This window comes from Pseudomonas syringae (assembly GCF_021605415.1).
GTDB lineage: Bacteria > Pseudomonadota > Gammaproteobacteria > Pseudomonadales > Pseudomonadaceae > Aquipseudomonas > Aquipseudomonas syringae_S.
The window spans coordinates 1-16,691 of record NZ_WKEQ01000058.1; the positions used below are offsets into that span (position 1 = coordinate 1).

14 protein-coding genes are annotated in these 16,691 nt (G+C 56.5%); 5 read left to right on the top strand and 9 right to left on the bottom strand.

Annotated features, from left to right (window positions below; genetic code table 11):
* From GIW69_RS25175 to GIW69_RS25195, 5 genes are all read right to left on the bottom strand, one after another.
* Positions 1 to 342 (bottom strand): alpha/beta hydrolase fold domain-containing protein (locus GIW69_RS25175; RefSeq protein ID WP_236485481.1); only part of this gene is annotated, 342 nt, incomplete at its 3' end.
* A gap of 63 nt (positions 343 to 405) precedes the next feature.
* Positions 406 to 1,428, bottom strand: coding sequence for a transketolase family protein (locus GIW69_RS25180; RefSeq protein WP_236485482.1), 1,023 nt, complete (start codon positions 1,426 to 1,428; stop codon positions 406 to 408).
* A complete protein-coding gene (locus GIW69_RS25185; protein ID WP_236485483.1) occupies positions 1,425 to 2,273 on the bottom strand; it encodes a transketolase in 849 nt (282 codons plus the stop codon). The genes GIW69_RS25180 and GIW69_RS25185 overlap by 4 nt, the downstream gene beginning before the upstream one ends.
* Before the next feature lie 17 nt (positions 2,274 to 2,290).
* The gene (locus GIW69_RS25190; protein WP_236485494.1) at positions 2,291 to 3,589 is read right to left on the bottom strand and encodes an MFS transporter; all 1,299 of its coding nucleotides are present in this window, start codon (positions 3,587 to 3,589) and stop codon (positions 2,291 to 2,293) included.
* A gap of 97 nt (positions 3,590 to 3,686) precedes the next feature.
* The gene (locus GIW69_RS25195) at positions 3,687 to 4,436 is read right to left on the bottom strand and encodes an SDR family oxidoreductase (RefSeq protein ID WP_236485484.1); all 750 of its coding nucleotides are present in this window, start codon (positions 4,434 to 4,436) and stop codon (positions 3,687 to 3,689) included.
* A gap of 197 nt (positions 4,437 to 4,633) precedes the next feature.
* On the opposite strand from GIW69_RS25195, the gene GIW69_RS25200 reads away from it, so the two are divergent.
* On the top strand, positions 4,634 to 5,551 hold the full coding sequence (locus GIW69_RS25200; RefSeq protein WP_236485485.1) for a LysR substrate-binding domain-containing protein: 918 nt from the start codon (positions 4,634 to 4,636) through the stop codon (positions 5,549 to 5,551).
* A 426-nt stretch (positions 5,552 to 5,977) separates the two neighbouring features.
* On the opposite strand, the gene GIW69_RS25205 is transcribed toward GIW69_RS25200, so the two are convergent.
* The 4 genes from GIW69_RS25205 to GIW69_RS25220 form a co-directional block, all read right to left on the bottom strand.
* The gene (locus GIW69_RS25205) at positions 5,978 to 6,721 is read right to left on the bottom strand and encodes an SDR family oxidoreductase (protein ID WP_236485486.1); all 744 of its coding nucleotides are present in this window, start codon (positions 6,719 to 6,721) and stop codon (positions 5,978 to 5,980) included.
* A 783-nt stretch (positions 6,722 to 7,504) separates the two neighbouring features.
* Positions 7,505 to 8,074 (bottom strand): hypothetical protein, encoded by a 570-nt coding sequence (locus GIW69_RS25210; protein WP_236485487.1) that lies wholly within the window; start codon positions 8,072 to 8,074, stop codon positions 7,505 to 7,507.
* Positions 8,075 to 8,314: 240 nt separating this feature from the next.
* The gene (locus tag GIW69_RS25215; RefSeq protein WP_236485488.1) at positions 8,315 to 9,769 is read right to left on the bottom strand and encodes a TrkH family potassium uptake protein; all 1,455 of its coding nucleotides are present in this window, start codon (positions 9,767 to 9,769) and stop codon (positions 8,315 to 8,317) included.
* 151 nt (positions 9,770 to 9,920) lie between these two features.
* Positions 9,921 to 10,832, bottom strand: coding sequence for a helix-turn-helix domain-containing protein (locus GIW69_RS25220; RefSeq protein WP_236485489.1), 912 nt, complete (start codon positions 10,830 to 10,832; stop codon positions 9,921 to 9,923).
* 163 nt (positions 10,833 to 10,995) lie between these two features.
* Between GIW69_RS25220 and GIW69_RS25225 the strand changes: the two genes are divergently transcribed.
* From GIW69_RS25225 to GIW69_RS25240, 4 genes are all read left to right on the top strand, one after another.
* Positions 10,996 to 12,354 (top strand): glutamine synthetase family protein, encoded by a 1,359-nt coding sequence (locus GIW69_RS25225; protein WP_236485490.1) that lies wholly within the window; start codon positions 10,996 to 10,998, stop codon positions 12,352 to 12,354.
* A 158-nt stretch (positions 12,355 to 12,512) separates the two neighbouring features.
* Positions 12,513 to 13,601, top strand: coding sequence for a polyamine ABC transporter substrate-binding protein (locus GIW69_RS25230; protein WP_236485491.1), 1,089 nt, complete (start codon positions 12,513 to 12,515; stop codon positions 13,599 to 13,601).
* Complete coding sequence (locus GIW69_RS25235; protein WP_236485492.1) at positions 13,598 to 14,899, top strand: FAD-dependent oxidoreductase; 1,302 nt, start codon at positions 13,598 to 13,600, stop codon at positions 14,897 to 14,899. Before GIW69_RS25230 ends, GIW69_RS25235 begins: the two co-directional genes overlap by 4 nt.
* A 188-nt stretch (positions 14,900 to 15,087) precedes the next feature.
* The coding region (locus GIW69_RS25240; protein ID WP_236485493.1) for an MlaD family protein at positions 15,088 to 16,691 on the top strand (1,604 nt) is incomplete at its 3' end.

Genomic DNA, 16,691 nt, shown 5'->3' on the forward strand with positions numbered 1-16,691 from the left:
ATCCACTGCTACGATCAAAGTGTGCAATTCTTGGGCTAAATCTGCCAAATAGTCGTCGGCCATTTCAGGACGGCCGAGTACGAAACCGCCGCCGTGGATGTATAGCACTGCTGGAAGGGTTACACCTTTGGTCGACAGCTTGGGCCAATAGAGGCAAAGGCGGATGCCCTGGCCAGTTGAGTCTGCAGTCGTCCATCGCTGCTCACAGCGGGCAGCGTGCGCGGATTTGTAAGTGGAGCTGACGCGCGCCCTGATCCCTGGCAGCGTGCTCAGTGACCAGTCCTCCGCGCCAGGAGTTAAAAAACTGTGAAAATCCGGATCAAGCAATTCATCTGGTTTCAACGTTTCGTCCTCTTCACAACCGTACAACAGGGCGCCTGGCTTTAGGCGCCCAAAAGTCGGCCGTTACAGCCAGGCTTTGATTCGCGCGCAAACGGCTTGAGTGGAAATGCCGTAGCGATCATGAAGCGTCGGCAGTGCGCCCGCATCAAGAAACGCATCGGGCAGTGCTATCTGCCGGAAGGTTGGCGTCGCGCCATTGCGCAGCAGCACCCCGGCAACCGCTTCACCCAAACCACCGATAATGGAACTGTTTTCTGCGGTGACAACCAGGCGTCCGGATTTGCGTGCTTCAGCAAGAATGGTTTGTTCATCCAGTGGCTTGATCGTCGGTACGTGCAGCACGGCGACGTCGACACCATCGGCTTGAAGCTGCTTGGCCGCTTCCAGAGAGCGCATCGTCATCAAGCCCGTAGAGATGATCAAAACATCATTGCCGGTGCGCAAGGTCTTTGCTTTGCCGATCTCGAATTTGTAGCCGTACTCGTCGAGCACCAGCGGTACGTTGCCGCGCAGCAAACGCATGTATACCGGCCCTTGATGCGCTGCAATGGCAGGCACGGCCTGTTCGATTTCCAGGGCGTCGCATGGGTCGACGATCATCAGGTTGGGCATGGCGCGGAAGATTGCCAAATCGTCTGTGGCCTGGTGGCTTGGGCCGTAACCGGTAGTCAGGCCGGGCAATCCACAAACGATTTTGACGTTGAGATTTTCCTCGGCAATGGCCATGCAGATGAAGTCATAGGCTCGGCGCGACGCGAACACGGCGTAGGTGGTGGCAAACGGTACGAAACCCTCGCGGGCCATACCTGCTGCCGCGCTCATCAGTAACTGCTCGGCCATACCCATCTGGTAGAAACGATCCGGATGCGCCTTGGCGAAGATGTGCAGGTCAGTGTATTTGGACAAGTCGGCGGACAGGCCGACGACATCCTGACGTTGATCTGCCAGCGCAGCGAGTGCATGTCCGAATGGTGCGGATTTTGTTGCTTGGCCTTCAGAGGCAATCGAGGCAATCATCGCCGAGGTGGTCAGGCGCTTTTTGGCTGGTTCACTCGAAGAGGTCGGAGTGTTGGCTGCGTTGCTCATTGTTTTTTTCCTTCTTCGAGATTGTTCAGTGCCAGATCCCATTCGTGATCTTCCACGCGGATGAAGTGTGCCTTCTCGCGGGATTCCAGGAATGGCACGCCTTTGCCCATTTTGGTATCGCAGATGATTACGCGTGGCTGGGCGCCGGGGTGGTTACGCGCGGCGTCAAAAGCGGTAACCAGTGCGTCCAGGTCATTGCCATCGACGCGCTGGGTAAACCAGCCGAAAGCCTGCCAGCGGTCGACGATGGGTTCGAATGACAGGATTTCACTTGAGTAGCCGTCAGCCTGCTGATTGTTGACGTCGACGATGGCGATCAGGTTGTCGAGCTTCCAGTGCGAGGCAGACATCACGGCTTCCCAAGTCGAGCCTTCATTCAGCTCGCCGTCGGACAGCAGGTTGTAAACGAATGAAGTCGAGCCTTTGCGTTTCAGACCCAGGCAGGCGCCTACGGCAATGCCTAGGCCTTGGCCCAGCGAACCACCGGTGATTTCCATGCCCGGGGTGTAGGTCGCCATGCCCGACATTGGCAGGCGGCTGTCATCCGATCCGTAAGTTTCCAGTTCATCGAGCGGGATGATTTCTGCCTCGATCAAGGCTGCATACAAAGCAATCGCATAGTGTCCGATCGAGAGGTAGAAACGATCGCGTCCTTCCCATTCAGGGTCTTCGGGCTGATAGCTAAGGGCATGAAAGTAGGAAACAGCAAGCAAGTCGGCCGCACCGAGGGCCTGACCGACATAGCCTTGTCCCTGGACTTGGCCCATGCGCAGTGCGTGCCGACGAATGTTGTGGGCGCGCTCCAGCAGAGTCTTGGATGAAACATATGAAAGGTTGGTAGTCATGCTAAAACTCCGTTAAATCAACGATTGACCAGAGCGGCGGGAATGCGAAGTACCAATAGGGCACCGCCCACCAGTACGCCGGTGATCAGATACATGCCGATGGCGCTGGAACCCGTCAGCGTGGTAATCCAGCCAATCAGGTAAGGCGAGCAGAAGCCGGCGAGGTTGGCGAAGCTGTTAACCGCCGCAATGCCTGCGGCGGCAGACACCCCACCCAGCAGGGTGGTAGGCAGCATCCAGAACAGCGACGTCGCGGAGAGAATTCCGGAAGCGGCCAGGCAAAGACTCAGAATGGAAAGGATCACATTTCCGCCCATCAGAGCCGCCAGACTCAGCCCTATAGCCCCCGCGATCATCGGTACGATGAGGTGCCAGCGGCGCTCGCGATGTTTGTCGCCACTGCGTCCGGCATACAGCATGGCCGCAATCGCACAGACATAGGGCAGGCTGGTCAGCAAGCCTATTTTCATCGGATCGGACACCCCTGCGTTACGCACCAGCGTTGGTAACCAGAAGGTGATTGCGTACTGCCCCATCACGACACAGAAGTAGATGGCGGCCAGTAACCAGAGGCGGCGGTCGCGGATGAATTCACCTACCGAAGCGTGGGTGACCTTTTTCTGGTCATCTTCGGCCAGCTCGCGAGTGATTAGCGCTTTTTCGTCGTCGTTGAGCCAGCTGGCTTGATGCACGCCATCCTTGAGATAGCTCAACACCAGTAGTCCAACCACGACTGTGGGCACGGCCTCCAGCACGAACATCCATTGCCATCCCGCCCAGCCATGCATACCGGCGAAGTGGGTCATGATCCAGCCGGAGAGGGGGCCACCCACCATGCCTGACAGCGGGATGGCGATGAACCACAACACGGTCATGCGAGCACGTCGGTAGGATGGGAACCAGTAGGTCAGGTACAGCAACAGGCCCGGTGCCAGACCGGCTTCGGCAATGCCGAGCAAAAATCGCAGCGCATAGAATTGCCAAGCAGTTTCAACGAAGGCGAACAGGGCGGAAAGGATGCCCCAAGTGATCATGATGCGCGCGATCCACACACGCGCTCCAACCTTGTGAAGAATGATGTTACTTGGGACTTCGCAGAGGAAATAGCCGATGAAGAACATACCCGCGCCCAGTCCGTAGACGGTTTCGCTAAGCGCCAGATCGTTCATCATTTGCAGCTTGGCAAAGCCGACATTGACCCGATCCAGATAGGCGCACAGGTAGCACAGCATCAGGAACGGCATCAGGCGCCACGCGGTTTTGCGATAGGCGTTAGAACGCATGGTCGAAACCGCTTCGAGCGACATAGTTGTCATGATGGTCTGATCTCTTGTTTTTATTGACCGCCAGGCCATGAGGCCCGGCTGCGTCGTCGATCCAGAACCGCACGGGCCTCAGGCCCGTCAGGTGTAATCAATGAATCAGCATGCCGCCGTTCACATCCAGCGTAATGCCGGTCAGATAGGAGGACAGGTCGCTCGCCAGGAACAGGGCCGCATTCGCTACATCTTGCGCCTCACCCAGACGTCCCAGCGGGATGCCGTCGATGATCGCGTGGCGGCGCTCGTCCTGCATCAGGCCGCCGGTAATATCGGTGTGGATCAAACCGGGAGCGATGGAGTTAACCCGTACCTTGTCCGGGCCCAGTTCCCGTGCCATAGCCTTGGCCAGACCCAGCACGCCTGCTTTGGCAGCACTGTAATGCGGGCCACCGAAAATGCCGCCGCCGCGTTGAGCGGAAACTGACGACATGCACACGATGCTGCCGGACGATTGTTTACGCATGGTCGGGATGACTGCCTGCGACATGAGCAGTGTGCCGCGCAGGCTGACGTCCAACACCTTGTCGTAGTCGGAAGGGCGGATATCGAGGGTCTTGAGAGGTTGGGTGATGCCAGCGTTGTTGACCAGAATGTCGATACGGCCGAAATGCTCGATGATTTTGGCAACGGCCTGTTCAACCTGCGATTCGTCAGCGACGTTCGCTGCGAGACCGAGATGACCTTCACCCAGCGATGCAGCGGCATCGCGCGCGGCAGATTCATCCAGATCGAGGATCACGACGTGAGCGCCTTGTTGCGCGAAGGTGGTCGCTGTAGCGCGACCGATGCCGCGTGCGGAGGCTGCACCAGTGATGATCGCGACTTTGCCTTGAAGAAGCATGGAAGAGTACCTCTGATTGTTTTTATTGGGTCGATCCACAATGAATCGATGGCTCAGCTTGGCCTCCGTCGCGACCTTTGAGCAATAACGCGAATGTCACTCGGTACTGAAAAAAATTCAGCACTCGTCAAGCCACGGTGCAGATGATTGAATGGAAAAGCTCAACGATCAGAAGAATTACAATGGAGTCCTTCGTCATGCGCTCTGATAACGTTGCACCGTTCAACCTCCCACCGCTGAGAGCAATTCAGGCCTTCGAACAGACGGCTAGATTTGGGAATGTCGCGCGGGCGGCTGAAGTGTTGGATCTGACTCCATCTGCGGTCAGCCATCAGCTCGCCAAACTTGAGGGGATGATTGGCCGGCAACTGTTCGTACGAGGTGCACGTGGAGTAACGCTGACGCCAGTAGGGGAACAATATTTAAAAGAGGTTTCCGGATTACTTCATAGTCTGGCCATAGCAACCGAGCGGGCAACCAGCGATGTGAGTCTTGACTGCCTTCGACTGCACTCGTCACCAAGCTTCGGCTTATTGTGGTTGATGCCTCGTCTGGAAGCGTTTCGCTCGAGCCATCCAGACATCCAGATCAACCTGTCTTGTTCGTATGAATCGTTGCATTTCAGCCGGGACAAGATAGACGTCGATATTCGTCACGGGATACCCAATTGGCCGAGCTATGAGGTTCGCACCGTGCGCAATGAAACCTTCGCTGTCTTGGCCTCTCCGAAATTACTTTCGCAGCGTCCAATCAAGAGCGCGGCGGATTTGCTAGACAGCGATCTCATTCTCTCTGAAGCCACGATGCTCAAATGGCCACAGTGGTTTGCCCAGCACGGTTTGGCTCGTCCCGAAAATCCATATGCATTGAGCTTTGACCGGTCATACATGAGTCTGGAAGCCGCCAGCCACGGGCTGGGCTTTGCTTTGGAAAGTACGCTGCTAGCGCAAAAGTATCTCGCCTCAGGAACGTTGGTCGAAGTAGCGAGGGAATCACTTAGCGCCCCGGTGGCGGCTCACCATTTGGTTTTTCCAAAGGCACATTCGAGTTTTCCTAGGGTCAGGCGTTTTCTGGAGTGGATGGAGAGTGAACTAGGTCATAGTTTTACTTATTGAATATCTGCTGTTCGCCATTTGCCGATATGGAGATGGTCACAATGGCGTCATGAGCACCGCTAACGTCACGCTGATGAACTCTTCGTTCTTGCGAATGTGTCCAAAGCACGGCCAGCGGCATGGTCAGCGTTGTCTTCCTTGGAGCTTCGTTGTCCACAGCATCCTGGCGAATGCTGTGGAACTGGGCAAAGGCAGGATGCATGGTGCCGGGGAGGGCAGAACGTTTGGAGTAGTACTGTCGGGTAGCTTCATCGAACTGTGCGGTCTCACCCGCAAACACGTTCCAGAAACGGTCGAGGTAAACACGCTCACGACCGGGTCACCAGGCGCTCGGCGTCTGGGCCACCAAAGTCGAAATATCAGAGCATTGGCGAGCGAAATCAGTCCACTTCAAATCAGTACCCGATTTCGTGACTTGGCTCCATGTCACCGTAGTGTATATCCACTATCGACAACCCAGTCCTGCCCATAAACGCTGCGCGCCCCACGGCCGAGCTGGAACAGAATCACCTCTGCTACCGCATCTGGTGTCAAGAATTTACCATCCAACAATCGTTGATTGACCACTTCTGCAACCCCACTCAATTGCACATCCGCCAATCCCAAAGTGGACCAAATCGGAGTCGCTGTTGGGCCTGGCGAAACCGTGTTGATGCGAATTCCGAAAGACGCAAGCTCAACCGCCAATGTCCGGGCATGTGCAATGAGGGCTGCCTTCGAAGCTATATATGCCGCTAGGCCTGGGAACGTGACCCCGGCCAGAAAAGTACCGATAAACACCACAGATGCAGTTTCACTAAGATGGTCGCGCAAGCAGGCGAGAGTATTCAGCGCGCCGGCGCCGTTTACAGCCCATTGACGTTCGAACGCTGAGACATCTAGAGCATCAGCTAATTGCGCAATACCTGCGTTCGGAACCACAAAGTGAACGGGACCGAGTTTGTTAGCACTTTCGGCCAGTCTGGCCAAATCTTCTGCGCGCGTCACGTCTCCGTCAACCCAAGTCAGCTGGCCGTCGAAGCCTTCGACCAGTTCCGCCAAGGCGCCAACCTGTCGCGACATCGCCAGCACGCGGGCCCCTCGCTCCAGCAACTGCCGGGTAACGGCTAAGCCGATTCCAGAGCTGGCTCCAGTGACAACGGCAAGGCGACTCAGAAATTCATTTTGCATACTGCAAACCCTCGTTTGGGAAACTGACCTGAATGATTTGAACATCGAGTGCTTCGATATCCACCAAGCACCCTTCAAAAAACGAGCCAGTCCAGTGCCCCAGTAAATGCAGGGTTTCGGGCGAAGGCTGCAGTCATTACGACTATCATCATAGAGTCACTATAACTACGCGATAGTCGATACGACTACGACTGAAATTCGCCGTGTACATCCAATGAATCTATTTTCGATACCAAAGTATTTAACAAAGGCTCCATAGACGTAGGCGAGCGTGTGGGTGGGTGGTTCGCCCTGTCTGAGACTGACAAGAAGTAGCAACCAGCTGCGCTGACGTGTAAGAGATGAATCCCGGTCGTCGGGGGGGCACGGCGTATGCTCGCACGTCGGGCGATTGCCGCTAACGTCGGGGCGTTACCGGTTGATATGGCACAGGTGGCGGGGCGGTTCTCGACAGCTCACCGCGTCGGATACCAGCCTACAACATCAATTCAATCGTTAGCCGATTTACACAACTGCACAGGCTCCAGGAACGGACTCTCCGCGACGTCCGGGCGAATAAGTATGCGAGTGATTGGAGTTGAGTATCTGTCAGGCTGAGGTAACGAGTGCGGTTTGGCCATGGGCAACGGCGCCGAACACGAGGACATGGCCCGTTGAGAGAGTGGACGTCAGAAGCGGGTTTGTCGAATCTGTGCTTTAGGCTGCTGATGAACATATCTAACATGGCACTTCGTTTAACATAATATACATTATGCGTACCCGTGTATTGAGATGCCTTGAGAGCTATGGGACAGATTTGAAGCTAGTCCACGACGGCTTTTGCGGCGTCAATCCGTAGCAAACAATGAACGTGTCTTTAGATCCTTGCTCTCGGTACCACTCGACAACCTGGCGGATCAGCCTGCCCAGGACATCAACCAGAATGTCATCGTAACCGCGTGACGATTTAACTTCGTACGGATACCGAGCGTTCGTAAAGACATTGCGATAACGCTCAATCCATTCTTCCTCTTGATTAAGTCCAACACGAGACCTGACAGATTCAGGCACCGAGTAAAAAAGCGTAAGGAGATCATGCCTATCAGCTGATTTTCGATCAGCGTCAACCTTGCCCAAGCGCTGCAACTCTAGATGAGCAGCTTTGATAAGCGAGAGATCCAAATCGTAGGTTTCGTTGACCTTCCCGTGATTGCCATCAGGCCTAGCAATAAAGCTTTTAAGCAAAATCTCCATACCAATTGCAGCGTTGACCTGAGCAACAGCCATCATGTCGTGACCAGAAAGGAGATATTTCGCGGCAGACCAATAACGGTAAGCGCTTTCAACCATCCATGGCGTTAAGTGCTGCTGCATATTCTTCTCCTGACGGGAATGATGACTCTGCTAAATCTCAGGTTAAGCTATCTATTAGAAGCGAAACGAATAGCTATGCTAAACAGTAATTTAGTTGAGTAACCCCTTTGCTCCGAGGAATCAAACGAAGCGCTGCCTGCCCTTCCTCTTCCAGTTGACGCCGCCAAATAGCCTGGCTACGCAGTGAAGCTTTACCAGATCGCCACTCGACTAACTCGCAGCGTCACCATTAAGCCGTAACTAGTACCTCCAAAAAACCGGCGTGATGAGCACCAACACGGTAAGGATTTCTAGCCTTCCTAATAGCATTCCAACGGTCAACAGCCATTTGGCGGCATCGGGTAACGAGGAAAAATTACCTGCCGGCCCAATGATCGTGCCAAGCCCTGGCCCTACGTTACATACTGCCGTAGCGGCACCGCTCAAAGCGGTCGTCCAATCAAGCCCAATGAAAGCCAGGCCCAAGGCGATAACGGCAATAGTGATAGTGAAGAAAAATGAGAAGGTCAAAAGCGACCGCAAGATCTCTTCGTCAATGGGGTGACCGTTGTACTTTTTCTGAATCACAGCTCTAGGATGGATCAACTGTTTCAAACTGCTTACCAGTAGAGCGGCAGCAACCTGGAAGCGGAAAATTTTAAGGCCTCCAGCCGTCGAGCCTGAGCATCCACCGACGAAGGTCAGATAGAAAAAAAGCAAGACAGCGAAGCTGCCCCATAAGGTGTAATCGCCGACCGCAATTCCGGTGGTCGTTACGACCGAGGTCACATTGACCGCCACGATACGAAATGCATCCCACCAACCGTAGTCGCTGTGAAAACACAGCCACGTACCCACCGTCAGCCAGGTAACGATCAAGAACCCAATGAATCCGCGTACCTGGTGATCCTTCAGTAGTGCACGCCGATGACCGCGTAACGTCGCGACGTACAAGGTAAACGGCAAACTGCCCAGAATCATGATAACCACGGCTACCCAGTGAATCGCCGGCTGCGTCCAATGCCCCAGTGAGGCGTCCGAAGTAGAGAATCCGCCAGTCGAGATCAACGACATGGCGTGGTTGACCGCTTCAAATGGCGTCATTCCAGCGATCCAGAGCGCCAGTGCTCCGGCACCAGTGAGTCCCAGATAGAGAAAAAGTATGTACTTGGCGGCCACATGGGAGCGCGGTGTCACTTTCTCCGACCAGTCCGAGGACTCTGTCTGGAAAAGACGCATGCCACCTACTCGCAACAATGGAAGGATCGCCACAGCCATGCCGATGAAACCGATACCACCCAGCCAATGCAGCATTGAGCGCCAGATCAACAGCCCAGGTGAAGCGGTATCCAATCCGCTCAGGACAGTTGAGCCTGTGGTAGTAATCCCGGACATCGTTTCAAAGAACGCGTCGGTGTAACTGATGTGGCTGATGAACACCATCGGCAATGCCGCGAACGTACATACCACCACCCAGCTGCCAGTCGTCAGCAGGTACATATCCCTCGGACGAAGCTGAACGGTATCTGGGCGCCCCCGCACGATCAACAGAAGACCAGAGATGAAGGTAATCAAGCTTGACCAAAGGAAGGCCGACAGATCATCGCTGCGTTCGTAGGCCACCAGTGTGAGCATGGGAATAGCCATGCTCACGGCCAAGGTGATCAGAAAAATACCTAAGATGAAACCGATTAGCCGCATTGCCGCGAGGGACATAAAAAGTAGCCTGCCAAATTTGCGCCGCGCAGTATCGGATGCTCAACCGTTGAGCCCCGTAAATTTTGCGTAAATTTTTTTGGGTCTTCTGATTACCAAGTTGGCGTGATGCGCTCACGGGTCATCTTTTCATTTACCAGTTCTGGCCCCTCTAAAGAACCGGCCGAAGACGTTTCAACGTCTCGCTGGGCAGTTCTTTAAATAACGCGCGATAACTGCTGGAAAACCGGCCCAGATGCCAAAAAGACCAATTCATCGCCACTTCGGCCACGGTGGTTTCCGATTGACTGCGGCTGAGCAACTCGCGACGCGCACTGTTGAGCCGCCGCAAGCGCAGCCAGTGGGTCGGTGACATGTCCGTATAAGCCTTGAAAGCTTGCTGCAACTGACGCAACGAAACCCCGGCGATGTGTGAAAGCTCCAGCAGATTAAGGGTTTCTTCCGGGCAATCCGCCGCCCACTCCCCTACTCGCTTCATGATCATTCGTTCTTCGGCGCGACGCTGCAGGCCGCCACGATCCAGACCCACGCTGGCGTTGTCGAGCATGAACAGGCAATCCTCCAGCAGCTGTTGGGTGAGCGTTTCGCGGCTTGGCGGATCGAGGGTTTCACTCAGTTTGGTGAGTGTCGAACTGAGCCAGCGACTGAACAGCGCGTTCTGGCCGCAATTGAGCGGTGCCATGAACAGCCCCTCGAGTTTTGCCACGTCCAGACCGTGCCTGCGGACAAATTCAGGGCCGAACACCACGGCGATTTCCTGGTAGTTCTCCGGAGTGATCCAGATGTTGCGGCTCTCTTCGTTGAGCAGGTACAGCGCGTTGTCACTGCGATCAAAACAAAACGCCAAGGCCCCTTCCGGCGCGCTGAAATTCTGCTCGACGCGGGTGTTCATCTGCTCTTCGTAAACCTCCACGCCCTGCAAATCCAGATAGCGGATCTTGCCGGCGAAATGCCCCGGCGACATTTGCTGGTAATGCTGTACCCAGCCCGGCGTGACGCGGATTTGCTCAGCCACATCGATAGTGTTGAAAGCTTGAACCTGGAGCGGATTGCACGTTGTCATGGGGTGACCTTGCGCACTCTTTTGGTGCGCTTTGGTGCTGCTTAAAGTGGATAGATGGAACGGCACGTGGCGCCCAAGATAGTCGTCAACGCGCTTCAGGGGAAGTCTGGGCAAGATGAAAGCGCTTTTCCCCGGCGTCTATAAAACCAAAAACGAGGTCTTTATGAATGCCCCTTTCGATCAGCTGTTCACGTGGCTGAAAGATCACAAGATTACCGAAGTGGAATGCGTGGTCAGCGACCTGACCGGCATCGCCCGCGGCAAGATCGCACCGACCAACAAGTTCCTGCATGAGCGAGGTATGCGCCTGCCGGAGAGTGTGCTGCTGCAAACGGTAACCGGGGATTTTGTCGACGACGACATCTACTACGATCTGCTCGACCCGGCCGACATCGACATGATCTGCAAACCCGTCGCCGACGCGGTGTATGTCATTCCGTGGGCCATCGAACCGACCGCCATTGTCATCCACGACACCTTCGACAAGTTCGGCAACCCGATCGAACTGTCGCCGCGCAACGTGCTGAAAAAAGTCTTGCAGCTGTACACCGACAAAGGCTGGAAGCCGATTGTCGCGCCGGAAATGGAGTTTTACCTGACCCAGCGTTGCGAAGACCCGGACTTGCCACTCAAGGCGCCGCTGGGCCGTTCGGGCCGCGCGGAAAGCGGTCGTCAGTCGTTTTCAATCGACGCTGCCAACGAGTTCGATCCGCTGTTCGAAGACGTCTACGACTGGTGCGAACTGCAAGGTCTGGATCTCGACACCCTGATCCACGAAGACGGCCCGGCGCAGATGGAAATCAACTTCCGCCATGGCGACGCGCTGGATCTGGCCGACCAGATCACCGTGTTCAAACGCACCCTGCGCGAGGCCGCGCTCAAGCACAACGTCACCGCGACATTCATGGCCAAGCCGATTGGCGACGAGCCGGGCAGCGCGATGCACCTGCACCAAAGTGTGGTCGACATTGTTACCGGCGAGCCCGTTTTCGCCACCGCTGACGGCAAGATGAGCGACCTGTTCCGCCACCACATCGGCGGTCTGCAAAAGTACATCCCGAAAATGCTGCCGATGTTCGCGCCGAACGTGAACTCGTTCCGCCGCTTCCTGCCGGACACCTCGGCACCGGTCAACGTCGAATGGGGTGAAGAGAACCGTACCGTCGGCCTGCGTGTGCCAACCTCCGGCCCGGAATCCATGCGCGTGGAAAACCGCTTGCCCGGCGCCGACGCGAACCCGTACCTGGCAATTGCCGCAAGCCTGCTGTGTGGCTACATCGGCATGGTCGATGGCATCGAACCAAGCGCCGCCGTTGAGGGCCGCGCCTACGAGCGTCGCAACCTGCGCCTGCCAATCACCATCGAAGACGCCCTCACGCGCATGGAAGAGTGCGACACCGTCGCGCACTACCTGGGCAGCAAATTCGTCCGTGGCTATGTCGCCGTCAAGCGCGCCGAACACGAAAACTTCAAGCGAGTGATCAGCTCGTGGGAGCGCGAATTCCTGCTGTTGAGCGTCTGAAACACTCCATAGATCCCCGTGGGAGCTGGCTTGCCAGCGATGACGATGGCACATCCAACGGTGATGCTGAGTCTGCCGACCCCATCGCGGGCAAGCCCGCTCCCACAAGGAATGTATGAACCACCTGAATATTTCCAATAACTCCAAGAGGTGTCGATATGCGTCCATTGAAATCCGTGCTTCCGGTCGCGCTGACGGTTCTGTTCAGCGCCATCGCCCAGGCCCAGCCGCAAGTGAGCGTGTACAACTGGACCGACTACATCGGTGAAACCACCCTCGCCGACTTTCAGGCCAACACCGGGATCAAGGTGATCTACGACGTCTTCGATTCCAACGAAACCCTGGAAGGCAAGCTGCTCGCCGGTCGTACCGGGTATGACGTGGTGGTGCCATCCAACCATTTTCTCGCCCGCCAGGTTAAGGCCGATGCGTTCCTCAAACTGGATCGCGCTCAACTGCCAAACGTCAAGAACCTCGACCCGAAACTGCTCACCCTGCTGGAAAAGAATGACCCGGGCAACGAGCACTCCGTGCCGTATCTCTGGGGCACCAACGGCATTGGTTACAACGTCGACAAAGTCAAAGCCGTGTTGGGCATCGATCACATTGATTCCTGGGCCGTGCTCTTCGAACCGGAAAACCTGAAGAAGCTCAGCCAGTGCGGCGTGTCAATGATGGACTCCGCCGACGAAGTGTTCCCCGCCGTGCTCAATTACATGGGCATGGATCCGCGCAGCGAAAACCCCGAAGACTTTAAAAAGGCAGAAGCCAAACTGCTGAGCGTTCGTCCTTACATCACCTACTTTCATTCCTCCAAATACGTGTCGGATCTGGCCAACGGCGATATCTGCGTCGCCTTCGGTTATTCCGGCGACGTCTTCCAGGCTGCCAACCGCGCCAAGGAAGCCAAGAACGGCGTGAACATCGCCTACGCCATTCCAAAAGAAGGCAGCAACTTGTGGTTCGACCTGCTCGCGATTCCCGCCGACGCCAGCAACACCAAAGAAGCCCACGCCTTCATTAATTATCTGCTCGATCCACAAGTCATCGCCAAAGTCAGCGCGTCGGTCGGTTACGCCAACCCGAACCCGGCCGCCAAGCCATTCATGGATCCTGAGCTGGTCAACAATCCCGAGGTCTACCCGCCTCAGGAAGTCCTCGACAAGCTCTACATCTCCACCACCCCGCCCCAGTCGATCATGCGTCTGATGACCCGTTCCTGGAGCAAAGTGAAGTCGAACAAATGAACCAGTACACCCAAGACCACACCCGCTCCTACTACGCCGCATCGGCGCGGGCGGGCACGCCCTACCCTGCGCTCGACGGCGATCTGACGGCGGATGTCTGCGTGATCGGCGGCGGGTTCACTGGCGTCAACACGGCGATTGAACTGGCGCAACGCGGGCTGTCGGTGATCCTTCTGGAAGGCCGGCGCATCGGCTGGGGCGCCAGCGGGCGTAACGGCGGGCAATTGATTCGCGGGATCGGCCATGAAGTGGAAGGTTTCGCCCGTTACGTCGGCAACGACGGCGTCAGATACCTGCAACGTGCCGGCATCGATTCGGTGGAACTGGTGCGCCAGCGCATCAACGGGAACGCCATCGAATGCGACCTGCGCTGGGGCTTTTGCGAACTGGCGAATACCAAGGCGCAATTCGCCGCGTTCAAGGCTGAACAGGATGACCTCGCCCAACTGGGTTACGCTCACGAGACGCACCTGGTCGACGCCGGGCAGATCCGTCAGCAAGTGGTGAATTCCAACGCGTATGCCGGCGGGTTGATCGACATGGGCTCCGGCCATTTACATCCGCTGGATCTGGTGCAGGGTGAAGCGCGCCTTGCGGCCTCACTTGGCGTGAAGATCTTCGAGCAGACGCAAGTGCTGGAAGTCATCCACGGCGCAACCGTGCAACTGCGCTGCGCTGGCGGCATGGTTCGGGCTGGCAGTCTGGTGCTCGGATGTAATGCTCACCTGGATGAACTGGAACCGGCGTTGAGCGGCAAAGTGTTGCCCGCCGGCAGCTACATCATCGCCACCGAGCCGTTGCCGGCGGACATGGCCACGCAACTGATTCCGCAGAATCTGGCGCTGTGCGACCAGAAAGTCGGCCTCGACTACTACCGGCTCTCGGCGGATCGACGTTTGTTGTTCGGCGGTGCCTGCCATTACTCCGGGAAAGACCCGGCGGACATCGCCGCCTACATGCGACCGAAAATGCTCAAGGTGTTCCCGCACCTGACAGACGTGGCCATTGATTTCCAGTGGGGCGGCAAGATCGGCATCACCGCCAACCGTTTCCCACAGGTGGGCCGTCTTAAGCAACATCCGAACGTTTTCTATGCGCAGGGCTATTCAGGGCATGGTTTGAACGTCACCCATTGGTGCGCGAAGTTGCTCAGTGAAGCGATTTACGCCGGCCATAGTCAGGGCATGGATGTGTTCAGTGCCGTGCCGCACATGACCTTTCCCGGTGGCCCGGCGTTGCGTTCGCCGTTGTTGGCGCTGGGGATGTTCTGGTACCGGTTGCGAGAAATGCTTGGCTGACGATTGAGAGATCAAAGATCAAAAGATCGCAGCCTGCGGTAACTCCCTACAAAGTTGATCGTTCCCACGCTCCGCGTGGGAATGCAGCCCGGGACGCTCCGCGTTCCATTCTCTGGCTAAGTTCGTATTTGCTCTATTCCAAGGCACTTCTATATTCATGAGGTGTTTTCGCGTTGTGAGGAGATCAGATGCAGCCGTCTGCGCCAGGAAAGCCGCCAGCCCCCGGCCAAGCGCCCATCAAGACGCGGCGTTTCAGCGTCTCGCTGGTCTGGATCGTGCCGATCGTGGCGGTGCTGGTCGGCATTTCGCTGGTCATTCACAACATGATGCAGGAAGGCCCGTCCATCACCGTGACATTCAAGACCGGCAGCGGCCTGACCGCCAACAAGACTGAAGTCAAATACCGCAATGTGGTGATTGGTGAGGTGACGGACGTCGAGTTGAGCTCTGACCAGAAAAGCGTCAACGCCACCATCAAACTGGACAAACAGGCCGAAACCTTCACCCGCGAAGATTCCCAGTATTGGGTCGTGCGACCGCGTATCGGCGCCGGCGGCGTGTCCGGCATCGATACGTTGCTGTCGGGCGATTACATCGGCGCCGACATTGGTCAGTCCAACACTCGCTCCAAACACTTCAAAGGCCTGGAAAATCCTCCACCCATCACCTACGGCGAACCGGGCAAACGCTTCACGTTGCACACCCAGGATCTTGGCTCGCTCGATATTGGTTCGCCGGTCTACTACCGCAAAATTCCGGTCGGCCAAGTCGTCGCCTATGCGCTGGATCCGGATGGCAAAGGCGTGAACATCGAAGTGTTCATTCATGCGCCAAACGACGCCTACGTCACCGAAAACACGCGTTTCTGGAACGCCAGCGGCATCGACATCAATGTCGGCGCCAACGGCTTCGCAGTGAAAACCGAATCGCTGTCGACCCTGCTGGTCGGCGGCATTGCCTTTCGCGCCCCGGAATACAGCCCTGGCGACACCGCCGCCGCCGAAGACAAAAATTACGACCTGTTCGCCGACCAGCAAAGCGCCCTCGCCCCGCCCAACGGCAAGCCGCAATACCTGGCGCTGCGCTTCGATCAGGCGCTGCGTGGGCTGAAAGTCGATGCACCGGTGGAATTCCTCGGTATGGAAATCGGCCGCGTCGTAACGATCAATCTGGATTTCGACGAGAAGAAACGCAGCTTTCCCGTCAATGTCGGCATCGTCATCTACCCGCAACGCCTCGGGCAGGCGCACTTCAAGATGCTCAAGGCGCTCAACCACAACCCGGAAGACGAAGCTGCCGGCGTGCGCCTTATGGGAACGTTCATCGAAAACGGCCTGCGCGCTCAGGCCCGCAGTGGCAACCTGCTGACCGGTCAGTTGTATATCGCGCTGGATTTCTACCCGAAAGCCGAGAAGGTCGCTTTTGATCCGACGGCGCGGCCCGTCAGCATCCCGACCATTCCCGGCAGCCTCGAACAGTTGCAGGAAAAACTCCAGGCCATGGTCGACAAGATCAACAAGCTGCCGGTGGAGCGTGTCGCCAACAACCTTGACAGCAACTTGGTCGAGCTGCGTAAAAGCTTGACCCAATTCAATGCCAGAACCCTCCCCGGCGTGCAAACCACCCTCGGCGACATCAGCAAGACCTTGCAATCAGCCAACTCGACCCTGGCCGAAGGTTCGCCGCAAAAGGAAAAGTTCGGCGAAACCCTCGACGAACTCAATCGCATGTCCCGTTCGTTGCGCGAGTTCTCCGACTACCTGGGCCGTCATCCGGAATCGTTGATCCGTGG

What these genes read in the sequence shown, in the direction of transcription:
- GIW69_RS25180 (WP_236485482.1), bottom strand. Translation starts at nt 1,428, where the DNA reads ATGAGCAACGCAGCCAACACTCCGACCTCTTCGAGTGAACCAGCCAAA.
- GIW69_RS25185 (WP_236485483.1), bottom strand. Translation starts at nt 2,273, where the DNA reads ATGACTACCAACCTTTCATATGTTTCATCCAAGACTCTGCTGGAGCGC.
- GIW69_RS25190 (WP_236485494.1), bottom strand. Translation starts at nt 3,589, where the DNA reads ATGACAACTATGTCGCTCGAAGCGGTTTCGACCATGCGTTCTAACGCC.
- GIW69_RS25195 (WP_236485484.1), bottom strand. Translation starts at nt 4,436, where the DNA reads ATGCTTCTTCAAGGCAAAGTCGCGATCATCACTGGTGCAGCCTCCGCA.
- GIW69_RS25200 (WP_236485485.1), top strand. Translation starts at nt 4,634, where the DNA reads ATGCGCTCTGATAACGTTGCACCGTTCAACCTCCCACCGCTGAGAGCA.
- GIW69_RS25205 (WP_236485486.1), bottom strand. Translation starts at nt 6,721, where the DNA reads ATGCAAAATGAATTTCTGAGTCGCCTTGCCGTTGTCACTGGAGCCAGC.
- GIW69_RS25210 (WP_236485487.1), bottom strand. Translation starts at nt 8,074, where the DNA reads ATGCAGCAGCACTTAACGCCATGGATGGTTGAAAGCGCTTACCGTTAT.
- GIW69_RS25215 (WP_236485488.1), bottom strand. Translation starts at nt 9,769, where the DNA reads ATGTCCCTCGCGGCAATGCGGCTAATCGGTTTCATCTTAGGTATTTTT.
- GIW69_RS25220 (WP_236485489.1), bottom strand. Translation starts at nt 10,832, where the DNA reads ATGACAACGTGCAATCCGCTCCAGGTTCAAGCTTTCAACACTATCGAT.
- GIW69_RS25225 (WP_236485490.1), top strand. Translation starts at nt 10,996, where the DNA reads ATGAATGCCCCTTTCGATCAGCTGTTCACGTGGCTGAAAGATCACAAG.
- GIW69_RS25230 (WP_236485491.1), top strand. Translation starts at nt 12,513, where the DNA reads ATGCGTCCATTGAAATCCGTGCTTCCGGTCGCGCTGACGGTTCTGTTC.
- GIW69_RS25235 (WP_236485492.1), top strand. Translation starts at nt 13,598, where the DNA reads ATGAACCAGTACACCCAAGACCACACCCGCTCCTACTACGCCGCATCG.